We start from the raw sequence: 12,608 nt of genomic DNA on the forward strand, positions 1-12,608 counted from the left end.
ATCCTTGCGAAACCAGCTTGCCGTAACCATCGGCCAGTATTCGACGGCCGGAACCAAGGAGGCGAACCAGGACTTCCATGGCGCCTTGGTTCCCGATGGCGAGGAACTGTGGACCAAGGGCGTGGCCCTTGCCCTGGCCGACGGAATCAGCACGAGCGCGCTGGGCGCGGCAGCGGCGGAGACCGCGGTAAAGTCCTTCCTTACAGACTATTTCGCGACCTCCGAAGCCTGGTCGGTCCAGACCAGCGCGGCCCGCGTGATCTCTGCGACGAATTCCTGGATGTACGCGCAGAACCTCAAGGGGCGCGGCACGAACCTGTCCGACGAGGAGCGCGAGCGGGGCATGGTCTGCACGCTCTCGGCGCTGGTCCTCAAGTCGCGCTCGGCCTACGTCTTTCATGTCGGCGATGCGCGCGTGGTGCGGGTCGCCGGCTCGGTCATCGAGCCGCTGACCGAACCGCACCGCGTCTATCTGGGCGGGGGGGAAAGCTATCTTGCCCGCGCGCTCGGGATCGACAGGCGCGTCGAGATCGACCGCCGCAAGGTGCCGGTGGCGAGGGGCGACATCTTCATCCTGACGAGCGACGGCGTCCACGACGTCCTGCCCGACACTGCCTTCCTCGAGGCGGCGAGGGGAGAGGACCTCGACGCGGCGGCGCGCTTCCTCGCCGATGCCGCGCTGGCGGCAGGCAGCGAGGACAATCTCACGGTCCAGATCCTTCGCGTGGAGGACTTGCCGCAAAGCGACCTGGACGATCTTGCGGGGGAAGAAGCGGCGCTGCCGCCTGCGCCGCATCTGATTGCCGGGCAGGATTTCGAAGGCTTCACGGTCCTGCGCGAGCTGCATGCCGGGCATCGCAGCCACGTCTATCTCGCGCGCGATGATGAGACCGGGCAGCGGGTGGCGATCAAGGTGCCCTCCACCGAAAATGGTGCGGATCCCGCAGAGCTGCGCCGCCTGATGCTGGAGGAATGGATCGCGCGGCGCGTCAGGAATACGCACGTTCTGGGCGCGCCCGCTGCGCGAGCGTCTCGCCGACACGCCTATGCGGTTACCGAATTTCTCGAAGGCGCGACCCTGGAGGACTGGGTCGGGTTCCAGTCCGGGACCACCGACCTTGTGGCCATACGTTCGATCGTGAAGCAGGTCGCCTCCGGCCTGCAGGCGCTTCATCGGCTAGAGATCCTCCATCGCGACCTGCGACCCGCCAACGTCATCGTCGACAGTGAGGGGACGGCCCGGATCATCGACTTCGGCTCCGCACTCGTGGCCGGGCTCGACGAGCTGGCGCCGCGGGCGGAGGACGCGATGTTCGCCGGGACCATGCAGTTCACTGCGCCGGAAATATGGCTGGGCGCTGGCGCAAGCCGGAAGTCCGATCTGTGGTCGCTTGGCGCCATCGCCTATTTCATGCTGACCCGCAGCCTTCCCTACGGTGTGCGTCTCAGCGCCGCGCGTACACGGGCGGCGCAGAGGAAGCTGGCCTATATCCCGGCGAGCGAGATCAACACCGAAGTGCCCGACTGGATGGATGCCGCACTGGCACGGGCACTCGCGCTCGATCCGGCGGATCGCTACGAAGAACTGTCCGAATTCACGTACGACTTTGCCCATCCCAATACCGCGCTTGCCGCGCCGCCGCCGCGTCCCTGGCTGGCTCGGCGACCGGAACGCTTGTGGCAGGCGATCAGCGCCGCCCTGGCGCTGGCCCTTGCCCTGTCCATCGCGACACGCGGCAACGAGCGCGAGCCTGGCGCTAGTCATGGCAGCGCCAATAGAGTTTCCACCCCCAGAACCGAGGAGATCCCGGAATGATGACCAAGGCCGATGTCACCGACATGATCTATGAAAAGAAGCGCGCTGGCGGCGTGACCTGGGCGCAGATCGCCGAGATGGCCGGGATGCAGGAAGTCTTCGTGACGTCGGCATGCCTCGGCATGAATTCGCTTCCGCGCGAGAGCGCCGACAGGGTTGCGAAAGGCCTGGGCCTGCCGCAGGAGGCAGCGGTCGTGCTGGCCGAATATCCCAAGAAGATGTTCGAGGCGACCGTCCCCACCGATCCGTGCATCTACCGCTTCTACGAGATCGTCGGCGTCTATGGCGAAACGTTGAAGGAACTGATTCAGGAAAAGGGTGGCGATGGCATCATGAGCGCCATCGACTTCGACATGACCGTCGAGAAGATCCCCAACGAGAAGGGCGATCGCATCGAAGTGAAGATGTCGGGCAAGTTCCTTCCCTACAAGAGCTGGTAAGGGGTACTACCACAGGTCGGCCGTCATGCTGAATTCGTTTCAGGGTGACGGTCGCCGGTCGCCAGGTTCAGACTGTTCGCCTTTCCACCGCCATTCCATCCGGGGTAAGGCCGATCTGCAATCATAAACATCTGATTTATATGCATAATCAACCTTTTCCTGCTGCACTGCAAAAAACCGTCTTGCGCCGCACACGGCGAATCGGTTAAACAAGCCCAAGCGAGAAAGCGTCCGTCCACCGTTGGACGAATTGAGCGCCTCGCCTTCAGATTTACAGACGCGTGGCAACGACGCCGCCCGTACCTTTCCCGATTGGGAACAGGCACGAGGCGGTTTTTTTGTGTGCGCGTTGCGAACGGAGACGTGACGTGAATGCACCGATGAACTTCGAGAAGGGCGACCTTCCCGGCCAGGGCCGGGAAAGGCTCGTGGTGATCGGCAACGGCATGGCGGGTTGCCGCGCCGTCGAGGAAATCCTGGCGCGCGATCCGAAGCGCTTCGACATCACCATTTTCGGCGCCGAGCCGCGGGTGAACTACAATCGCATCATGCTTTCTCCGGTTCTGGCCGGTGAGAAGACCTTCGACGAAATCGTCATCAATACCCAGCAATGGTACGACGATAACGGCATCACGCTGATCTCGGGCGACAGGGTCGATCACATCGACCGCGAGGCGATGACGGTGATTTCCGCGTCCGGCCGCGCCGAACCTTACGACAGGCTGCTGATCGCCACCGGCTCCGATCCCTTCATCATTCCCGTACCGGGCAAGGACCTCGAAGGCGTCGTCACTTTCCGCGACCTCGATGACGTCGACAAGATGCTCGGCGCGGCCGAAGCCGGCAACGCCAGGGGCGGCGGCAATGCCGTCGTCATCGGCGGCGGCCTGCTCGGCCTCGAAGCGGCCCACGGCCTCTCGCTGCGCGGGATGAAGGTCACGGTCATCCACCTCATGCCCACGCTGATGGAACGCCAGCTCGACGAGGCAGCCGGCTGGCTGCTCAAGACCGAGCTGGAGCGTCGTGGCCAGACCATCCTGACCGGTGCGAATACCAGGGAAATCCTCGGCAAGGACGACAAGGTCGCCGGGGTCATGCTGGATGACGGCACCGAGATCCCGGCCGACATCGTCGTCATGGCCGTCGGCATCCGCCCGGCCACCGGCCTTGCCCGCGCCGCCGGCCTCGAGGTCGAGCGCGGCATTATGGTCGACGACCACATGGTCACGTCCGATCCGGCGATCCTCTCCGTGGGCGAATGCGTCCAGCACCGCGGCATGTGCTACGGCCTCGTCGCGCCGCTCTGGGACATGTGCCGTGCCCTGGCCGACTTCGTTACCGAGAGCCCGACCGGCTATGAAGGCTCGGTTACGTCGACCAAGCTGAAAGTCTCGGGCATCGACCTGTTCTCGGCCGGGGATTTCTCCGGCGGCGAGGACTGCGAGGACATCGTCATGCGCGATGCTTCGCGCGGGGTGTACAAGCGCGTCATCGTCAAGGACAACAAGGTCCTGGGCGCAGTGCTCTATGGCGATACTGCCGACGGCTCCTGGTACTTCGACCTGATGAAGAAGGGCGAGGACGTTTCCGAAATCCGTGAGGCCCTGATCTTCGGCCAGGCCTTCGCGTCCGGGGGTGCGCTCGCGGACCCTAACGCCGCCGTTGCTGCCCTCTCGGACGATGCCGAGATCTGCGGCTGCAACGGCGTTTCCAAGGGCGCCGTCGTCCAGTGCATCACCGGCGGGGCACACTCGCTCGATGCCGTGCGCAGCGGCTGCAAGGCCTCGGCCTCCTGCGGTTCGTGCACGGGCCTCGTCGAAAGCCTGCTGGCGGTGACGCTGGGCGGCGAAGTCGAGAGCGGCCCGAAGACGATGTGCAAGTGCACCAGCTTTACCCATGACGACGTACGCAAGCTGATCGTGGAGAAGCAGCTCAAGGTCATTCCCGAGGTCATGCAGGAACTGCACTGGACCACGCCGGACGGCTGCGCCTCGTGCCGCCCCGCGCTCAATTACTATCTGCTCTGCGCGTGGCCGGGCGAATACGAAGACGACCAGAAGAGCCGCTTCGTCAATGAACGCCTTCACGCCAATATCCAGAAGGACGGCACTTACTCGGTCGTCCCGCGCATGTGGGGCGGGCTTACCAACCCCACCGAACTGCGTGCGATTGCCGATGTCGTCGAGAAGTACAACGCGCCGATGGTCAAGGTGACCGGCGGACAGCGCCTCGACATTTTCGGCATCAAGAAGGAAGACCTGCCTGCCGTCTGGGCCGACCTCAATGCCGCCGGCATGGTCTCGGGCCACGCCTACGGCAAGTCGCTGCGCACGGTGAAGACCTGCGTCGGCTCCGAATGGTGCCGCTTCGGCACGCAGGATTCGACCGGGCTTGGCGTCAAGATCGAGAGGATGACCTGGGGCTCGTGGATGCCCCACAAGTTCAAGATCGCCGTCAGCGGTTGCCCGCGCAATTGCGCCGAGGCGACGATCAAGGACTTCGGGGTCGTCTGCGTCGACTCCGGCTACGAACTGCACATCGCCGGCAACGGCGGCATCAAGGTCCGCGCGACCGACCTGCTCTGCAAGGTCGATAGCGAGGAAGATGCGCTCGAGATGTGCGCTGCCTTCATTCAGCTCTACCGGGAGGAAGCACATTATCTCGAGCGCACAGCTCCCTGGGTCGAACGGGTCGGGCTGGAATACGTGAAGGACAAGCTGGCTGAAGATGGCGCGGTCCGGACCTACGCTGCCCGGTTCCTCTATTCGCAGCAATTCATGCAGGACGATCCCTGGGCCAAGCGGGCCGCGGGAGACCGAAAGGACCTGCACGCCCACATCGCCACCGTGCGTCCGCTGGACATGGCCCTGGAACTGGAGAAGGCATAATGATCGGCGACTGGCTTGATATCGGACCGATTTCGCAGATCGAAGCCGGCACCGCGCGCACCCTTCCGGTGGAAGGGGGCGAGGAAATCGCGGTGTTCCACACGATGCGCAACGAATTCTTCGCGCTGCGCAACAAGTGCCCGCACAAGCAGGGGCCGCTCAGCCAGGGCATCGTTCACGGCGACGTCGTGACCTGCCCGCTGCACAACTGGAACATCTCGCTGCGCAGCGGCAAGGCGCTGGGCGATGACGAGGGCTGCGTCCCGACCATTCCGCTCAAGGTAGATGCCGGACGCATCTACCTGCTGCGTTCCGCCGTTATCGGCACAGGCGAGACGGATGCCGCCCAGACCCGGGCGGCGGCCTGATCGCCATGAAGGTGATCCGCACGACTTGCGCCTATTGCGGAGTAGGCTGCGGCATCACTGCCGAGGTTTCCGGCGATGGTGATCGGGGGGTCGCCATCGTCGGGGATCGGCAGCATCCGGCGAACAACGGCCGGCTATGCTCCAAGGGCACGCACCTTGCCGAGACGGTGGGGCTGGAGGGCCGCCTGCTCAGGCCGATGATCGGCCAGGGCGAGGCGAGCTGGGACGACGCGCTCGATCTCGTCGCCGACCGGATGCGCGACTGCATCGCCCGGCACGGGCCCGACAGCGTCGCCTTCTATGTCTCGGGACAATTGCTCACCGAAGACTATTACGTCGCCAACAAGCTGATGAAGGGCTTCGTCGGCAGCGGCAATATCGACACCAATTCGCGGCTTTGCATGGCGAGCGCAGTGGCCGCCCATAACCGCGCCTTCGGCGAGGATGTCGTGCCGTGCTCTTACGAGGATCTGGACGCGACCGACCTTGTCCTGCTGGTCGGCTCGAACACCGCCTGGTGCCACCCGGTCGTCTGGCAGCGCATCGAGAAGACGCGCGAGCGGCGCGGCACCAAGATCGTGGTCATCGATCCGCGCCGTACCGAGACGGCCGAGCAGGCCGACCTGCACGTGCCGATCGCGCCCGATGGCGATACCGCGCTGTTCAACGCCCTGCTGGCCGAGATGAACCGGCGCGGCAAGCTGGACCAGGCATTCCTGCGCGATCGGGTCGAAGCCGACGCCGGCTTCTGGGATGGGCTTGACTGCGATCCCGGCGTGACCCCGGGACTCTTTGCCAAGCTGTGCAATATCGTTGCCGAGCATCCGCGCATGGTCACCCTGTTCAGCCAGGGGGCGAACCAGTCGGTAGGCGGCACCGACAAGGGCAATGCGATCATCAACTTCCACCTCGCGACAGGCCGGATCAACCGGATTGGCGCGGGGCCGTTCAGCATCACCGGCCAGCCCAATGCAATGGGTGGTCGCGAGGTGGGGGGACTGGCCAACACGCTCGCGTGCCATCTCGGATTTTCCGAGCAGGAACGCGCCGATGTCTCGGCCTTCTGGGACGCGCCCAACATATGCGCCGGGCCCGGCCTCAAGGCGGTCGACATGTTCCGCGCCATTCATCAGGGCAAGATCAGGTTCCTATGGGTCATGGCCACCAATCCGGCCGTCTCGCTGCCCGATAGCCAATTCGTACGCGAAGCACTTTCGCGTTGCCCGACCGTGGTCGTCTCCGACATCATTGCCGATACCGACACGGCCAGGTTCGCCCACGTCCGCTTGCCTGCGCATGGCTGGGGAGAGAAGGACGGCACCGTCACCAATTCCGAACGCTGCGTCAGCCGCCAGCGTGCCCTATTCGCTGCGCCGGGGCAGACCCGCGCCGACTGGAAGATCATGGCCGACGTCGCGGCGCGGATGGGCTGGGCGGAGAGTTTCGCCTGGGACAAGCCTGCGCAGATCTTCCGTGAATACGCGTTCATGACGTCGCTTTCCAAGGCGCGCGGAAAGGTCCTCGACCTGACGCATCATGCCCGGCTGAGCGACGATGAATACGAAGCGATGGAGCCGTTCCAGTGGGGCGGCGAGCGGCCGCTGGCCTGGCGCTTCCCTACGGAGAGCGGCAAGGCCCGGCTCGTGTCGGTGCGGCCACCGGCGCCGGTGACGAGCGCCGAATTCCCGCTGCGCCTCAACACCGCGCGCTATCGCGACCAATGGCACACGATGACGCGCACCGGTCTGTCGGCCACGCTTTCGCAGCACCGTCCCGAGCCGCTGCTGGAAGTGCATCCCGCCGATGCCGAAAACTTCGGCCTTGTCGATGGCGGCCTCGGCAGGGTCGAGACGGCAAGCGGATCGGCAGTCTATCGGGTTCAGGTGTCCACGGGGCAACGCCGCGGCGAAGTCTGCGTGCCGATGCACTGGACCGACGCCATGGCCGGGGAAGGGCGCTCCAACCGTTTGCCCTCACAGGCGGTGGATCCCGTTTCCGGCCAACCCGGATTCAAGAACGGCGCCGCGCGTGTCGTTGCCCTTTCGCCCGCGTGGCGGGCCTTCGTCGTGCGCGGTGACGTCATCGCGCCCGAGGGACTGCTGTACTGGACCCGTTCGCGCATCAAGGCGGGCTGGCTCTATGAACTCGCGGGCGAAGGGGCGATCGACATCAGCGCGTTGCTGCCCGACGGCGAACGGCTGGAAGTCGCCGACATTGCGCGCGGCATGCGCCGCATCGCGGTGCGCGGGGAAGGGGGCTCGCTCGTTGCCGCAGCCTACCTCACCCGCTCGGGCGAACTTCCCTCGCGCGGCTGGGTGGCCGACCAGCTCGGCCTTGACGAAGCGAGCACGGCAGAACTGCTTGCCGGACGCCCGAGCGCGCCCTTGCCGGATCGCGGTCCGATCGTCTGCGTCTGCCACGGCGTGGGCGAGAAGGACATCGAACTGGCGGTCAACGAGGGCGCGGCGACAGTGGCCGAAGTCGGCGGTTGCACCCGCGCAGGCACCAACTGCGGATCGTGCCGGCCGGCGATTGCCCGGTTGCTGGAAGTCTGTTCGACGCTTGAAAGGGAAGCTGCAGAATGACCGATGTGTTCAAAGGGGACTTCCCGGCCGGATCGGTATGGCTGGTCGGTGCCGGTCCGGGCGATGCCGAATTGCTGACGCGCAAGGCCGAACGCCTGATCGGCGAGGCCAGCGTGGTCTTCTATGACGCGCTGGTCGGTCCCGAGATTCTCGAGATGGCCGCGCGCTCGGCACGCCTCGTCCATGTCGGCAAGCGATCCGGTCGCCACTCGAAAGACCAGGGCACGATCGACAGGCTGATTGTTGAAGCCGCGCTGCAGGGAGAGAAAGTCGTGCGTCTCAAAGGCGGCGACCCGGCGATCTTCGGCCGCGCCACCGAGGAACTCGACGCCTGCCGCGAAGCGGGCGTTATCGTGCGAATTTGCCCGGGCGTGACCGCCGCCAGCGCAGCGGCGGCCAGCCTTGGCGCCTCGCTGACCTTGCGCGGTCTTGCCCGCAAGCTGACTTTCGTGACCGCTCATGCGCGCGCCGGAGAGGAGCTGCAGCTCGACTGGTCGCGACTTGCCGATCCGGAAGGCACGCTCGCTGTCTACATGGGCAAGGCGGCGGCCCCGCAAGTCTCGGCCAGACTGATCGAGGCCGGTCTTCCCGCCGATACACGGGTTGCCCTGGTCGAAAGCGCCAGCCTGCCGCAGGAACGCCATTTCCATACGCGCCTCGACCTGCTCCCCCTCGCCGCCCGCACCGCGCTGGGAGACGGGCCCGCGCTGCTGCTGATCGGTCGGGCCATGGCCCGACCCGAAGGCGCGGACGCCGCGGTGGCATTACTGGAGGCCGGAACGGTAATCTGAAGGTCTACCCAAAGAGCGTCATTTTCTCAGACACCGTCATCCCAGCCTGCGCGGGGGTGACGAGATAAGCCCGATCATCCTGAGCCCGCCGAAGGGGCACGCGCAGCTTGCGGCCTTCAGTCCTTCCACCCATTCGCTTTCGCAGCCTTCTCCTGCTCCGCGTCGAGCGGGGCGCCCTTGGCCATGTCCTGCGCGGCGGCCATGAGTTCGGAATTGGTCGAGCCCGACTGCCGGTATTCGGTCCCCTGCCGCGCCCCGCCGTCGATCGTGCGTTCGAGCACCCAGCCGCGATCGTCCTTGCAGGCGATACCGGAGGTGCCGCCGGAAGCGAAGACGCGGCAGTAGTCGCCGTCGCCGCGCTGAAAGCTCGTCAGGATCTGGAGCGATCCCTTGTCGCTCGCAGCGGCCAGTTGGGTGTCCAGCCCGCGTTCCAGCGCGCCCGAGGCCACAAGTGTGCCATCGCGGTCGGTTACCGAGCCCTTGAGCGTAAGCTGGGTGCCCATGAACACCCCCACGGCCAGCGAAGCGGCAATGGCGACGCCGGTGCCCCAGCGCTGCATGAACGGGCGCGCCCGGGCCGTCTCCCTGGCTTCCTGCGCGGCTTTCTTCGCCTTTTCGGCCCTCGCGGCGGCTAGGCTCACGACCTTGCGTTCCTCGGCCTGCGCGTCCTCTTCGGCCGCGGCGGCGATCATTGCCTTCCAGGCGTCCGGAACGGGCTCCTCGGCAACGGGATCGAGATGGCCGCGCAAGGCAGCCCGCAGCTTGCGTTCGGCATCGAGTCGCAAGGCGAGGTCGGGATCGGAAGTGATCGCGGCTTCGATCCGCGCAGCGTCGACCGGCGAAAGTTCGCCGTCGGCATAGGCCATCAGCTCTTCGTCGGTCACCTTCATGCCGCTTCTCCCAGTTCGCGCAAAAGGGCTTCGCGCCCGCGTCCCAGCCGCGAGGTCAGCGTTCCTTGCGGAATGCCGAGAATCTGCGCAGCTTCCTTGTAGCCGAAGCCTTCGACCATCACGAGAACGACCGCCTCGCGCTGTTCTTCGGGCAGGCGCTGCAGGGCCCGGTCGACATTGCCGAGTTCCACGCGGTTCTCCGCGTCCCTGTCGCCGGCCACGCCCACGTTCGCGCCTTCGTCTTCATGGACGAAAGTCTGCGACCGGCGCGTTCTTGCCCTGACTTCGTCTATCCACTGGTTCCGCATGATCCTGTATACCCAAGCATCGAGCCGCGTGCCTTCCTGCCACTGCTGGCGGGCCTTCAGCGCCCGTTCGATCGTCTGTTGGCACAAGTCGTCGGCATCGGCACTGTCCTGCGTCAATCCGCGCGCAAACCGCCGCAATCGCGGCAGCAGCGCTGTCAGTTCCTCGCAGAAGCGTGTCGTGCTCATCGAATTGCCTTGCCTGGGGATGAAACGGATGGACGGGAACGTTTCATCCCTGAGTGCTATCTTTTTTGTTATCGGACAAGACCATGAAGACCCGGAACCTCAAGCGATGCGCCCTTGTATCGGCCGTGATCCTGCTGATCGCAGGTCCGGCGCGCGCGCAACTGGGCCTGCCGTTGCCCGGCGATCCGCTGGGCACCCTGGGACAGGTGACGCATGATCTGGGCGATACCGCCCGCGACGCGCTGGAGCCGGTGCGCGATGTGGCGCGAAGTGCCCGCGGCCTCGCGCGAGAACGGGTGCAGCGCCTGACCCGCTATGCCCGCAGCAACCGGGAGACGGTGGAACTCGACGACACCGGCGCGCCCGCGCGGCGCGGGGAAGTGCTCCTGATCGATCCGGCCGGCGAGGACGTCGCCCGGGCCGAAGGCGCGGGTTATGGAGTGATCGAACAGGGAACTATCGAAGGTCTCGGCCTTGCCTATGCACGGTTGTCGGTGCCGGGCGGCCGCCCGCTGGGCAAGGCAATCCGGTCCCTGCGCAAGCTGCTTCCCGAGCGCGAGATCACGGCTGACCAGATACATTTTCCGTCCGGCAGCGCGTTGAGCGTGGCCGCATCGTCCGCCGCGAGCGCAGACCTGCCACTGGGCGGGACCGTTGGTGTGATCGACGGCGGGATCGCCGGGTCCGACCGGTTGGCCAGCCAGCGCGGGTTTGCCGAAGGGGCGCCCAAGGCCAGCGAACATGCTTCGGCGATCGCCTCGCTCCTTGCCGGTGCCGGAACCGCAAGGCTCTATGGCGCGGACGTCTATGGAGACGACCCGGCTGGCGGCAATGCGCTGGCGATTGCCAAGGCAATCGGCTGGATGCGCCAGAACGCCGTGCCGGTGGTCTCGATCAGCCTGGTCGGCCCAAAAAACCTGCTGCTCGCCAAAGCCATTGCCGCAGCGCGTGCGCACGGCATGGTCGTGGTCGCGGCCGTGGGCAATGACGGCGCCGCGGCGCCCCCGGCCTACCCGGCCAGTTACCCGGGCGTCGTTGCCGTGACCGGGGTCGATGGCAAGGGCCGCGTCCTGATCGAGGCCGGCAAGGCGCTGCATCTCGATTACGCGGCTCCGGGAGCGGACATGTCCGCGCTCGTGCCCGGCCGGGGGCGCATACCCTTGCGCGGGACCTCCTTTGCCGCGCCGCTTGCCGCGGCCCGCATTGCGGCCCGGTATCCGCGCCTCGGCAGCTCCGTAACGGCGCTCAAAGCGGTCGATTCAGAGGCGGTCGATGGATCGGGCCGGACCGGGCGCGGGGTACTCTGCGGGGCCTGCCGCAAGGGCGCCTGACCGATAAAATCGAAAAACTTTCAAAAAAAATCGGCCCCCGCGCGGATGAAAGGCAAAGTGCCATCCGTTCCTTCCACCAGAGACCCCCGAGGCAAGGTTCACGCCGAAGGGAAGGAAAGCAAAGGAAGGAGCAAGATCATGAAGAAGCTCACATTCGCAACTGCAATCGCTACCCTGGCACTCGTCGCCCTGCCGGGCGCAGCCAATGCCCAGTTGCTTGGCGGGGGCAGCCTTGGGGGCGGCCTCGGCGGCTCGATCGGCGGAACCCTTGGCGGGAGCGTCGGGAGCGTCGGCAGCACCATTGGCGGCGCCGGTAGCGCCATGAGCGACATCGGGGTTTCGCGCGCCGGCCGCACAGTAACGTCCACCGTCAACGGCTCGGGCGAGGCGTCGGCCTCCAAGTCGGTCACCGCTCCCGAGGTTTCCGCGCCGGACGCTTCCGCATTGACCGGCAAGGCCACTAGTGCCGCCGCCAATGCCCGCGACCGCGCCACCGGCCTTGTCGGTACCGCGCGTGATACCGCCGGCAACGCGGTGGGCAGCGCCAAGGGTGCGCTCGGTTCGGCCAGCGGCAGCGCCATGGGGTCGGCGACCGGGGCGGCTTCGGGTTCCGCCAATGGCTCGGGCACGAGCGGCTCGGCTTCCGGTTCGGCGAACTCGGCCCTGACCGGTGCTGCGGACCTGCCGGTCGGCTCGGAGCCATCGGCTTCGCAGCTGACCGATGCCGCCGGTAGTGCGGTCGGCGCCGTGCGCGATCGGGCCACCGCACTGGGTTCGCAGGTTCGCGACGCGGCCGGCAACGCCGCCAGCACGGCTGCCAGCACCCAGGCAAGCGGTAACGGCAGCGGTTCGGCCAATGCTTCGGCCGGTAATGCCAGCTCCAGCGCATCGGGTTCGGGCAGTGGCTCGGCCTCGAAGGAAGGCGCCAGCGGTTCGGCCAGCTTGGGCGTGAACGTCAGCACGACCGACGGCGCCTGAACCGAAACGGGCCTGAAACCCGTCCCC

The 12,608-nt window shown here is 66.2% G+C and carries 10 protein-coding genes; 8 read left to right on the forward strand and 2 right to left on the reverse strand.

Translation table 11 applies throughout. From position 1 onward, the window contains the following. The first annotated feature begins 4 nt into the window (after window positions 1-4). The 6 genes from PP1Y_RS11185 to cobA all read left to right on the forward strand — a co-directional run bounded on the left by PP1Y_RS11185 (window position 5) and on the right by cobA (window position 8,888). Window positions 5-1,816, forward strand: coding sequence for a bifunctional protein-serine/threonine kinase/phosphatase (locus PP1Y_RS11185; RefSeq protein ID WP_041559244.1), 1,812 nt, complete (start codon window positions 5-7; stop codon window positions 1,814-1,816). Beyond that, window positions 1,813-2,256 (forward strand): cyanase, encoded by a 444-nt coding sequence (cynS, locus tag PP1Y_RS11190; RefSeq protein ID WP_051010014.1) that lies wholly within the window; start codon window positions 1,813-1,815, stop codon window positions 2,254-2,256. The genes PP1Y_RS11185 and cynS overlap by 4 nt, the downstream gene beginning before the upstream one ends. 380 nt (window positions 2,257-2,636) lie before the next feature. Then, a complete protein-coding gene (gene nirB, locus PP1Y_RS11195) occupies window positions 2,637-5,144 on the forward strand; it encodes a nitrite reductase large subunit NirB (protein WP_013832330.1) in 2,508 nt (835 codons plus the stop codon). After that, entirely contained in the window at window positions 5,144-5,512 is a 369-nt protein-coding gene (gene nirD, locus PP1Y_RS11200; protein WP_013832331.1) for a nitrite reductase small subunit NirD, read from the forward strand. Before nirB ends, nirD begins: the two co-directional genes overlap by 1 nt. A gap of 5 nt (window positions 5,513-5,517) precedes the next feature. Then, window positions 5,518-8,097: a nitrate reductase gene (locus PP1Y_RS11205; RefSeq protein ID WP_013832332.1), complete on the forward strand. Its 2,580-nt coding sequence runs from the start codon at window positions 5,518-5,520 to the stop codon at window positions 8,095-8,097. Next, a complete protein-coding gene (cobA, locus tag PP1Y_RS11210) occupies window positions 8,094-8,888 on the forward strand; it encodes a uroporphyrinogen-III C-methyltransferase (protein ID WP_013832333.1) in 795 nt (264 codons plus the stop codon). The genes PP1Y_RS11205 and cobA overlap by 4 nt, the downstream gene beginning before the upstream one ends. A 116-nt stretch (window positions 8,889-9,004) precedes the next feature. Here cobA and PP1Y_RS11215 read toward each other — a convergent pair whose 3' ends face one another. Then, window positions 9,005-9,778: an anti-sigma factor gene (locus tag PP1Y_RS11215; protein WP_013832334.1), complete on the reverse strand. Its 774-nt coding sequence runs from the start codon at window positions 9,776-9,778 to the stop codon at window positions 9,005-9,007. Continuing rightward, window positions 9,775-10,272, reverse strand: coding sequence for an RNA polymerase sigma factor (locus tag PP1Y_RS11220; RefSeq protein WP_007013584.1), 498 nt, complete (start codon window positions 10,270-10,272; stop codon window positions 9,775-9,777). Before PP1Y_RS11220 ends, PP1Y_RS11215 begins: the two co-directional genes overlap by 4 nt. A gap of 83 nt (window positions 10,273-10,355) precedes the next feature. Between PP1Y_RS11220 and PP1Y_RS11225 the strand changes: the two genes are divergently transcribed. Together PP1Y_RS11225 and PP1Y_RS11230 are read left to right on the forward strand one after the other, a co-directional pair. Beyond that, window positions 10,356-11,603, forward strand: a complete 1,248-nt coding sequence (locus tag PP1Y_RS11225; protein ID WP_013832335.1) for a S8 family serine peptidase — start codon at window positions 10,356-10,358, stop codon at window positions 11,601-11,603. 138 nt (window positions 11,604-11,741) lie between these two features. Beyond that, a complete protein-coding gene (locus PP1Y_RS11230) occupies window positions 11,742-12,581 on the forward strand; it encodes a hypothetical protein (RefSeq protein ID WP_041558786.1) in 840 nt (279 codons plus the stop codon). Window positions 12,582-12,608: the final 27 nt, after the last annotated feature.

The organism is Novosphingobium sp. PP1Y, assembly GCF_000253255.1.
GTDB lineage: Bacteria > Pseudomonadota > Alphaproteobacteria > Sphingomonadales > Sphingomonadaceae > Novosphingobium.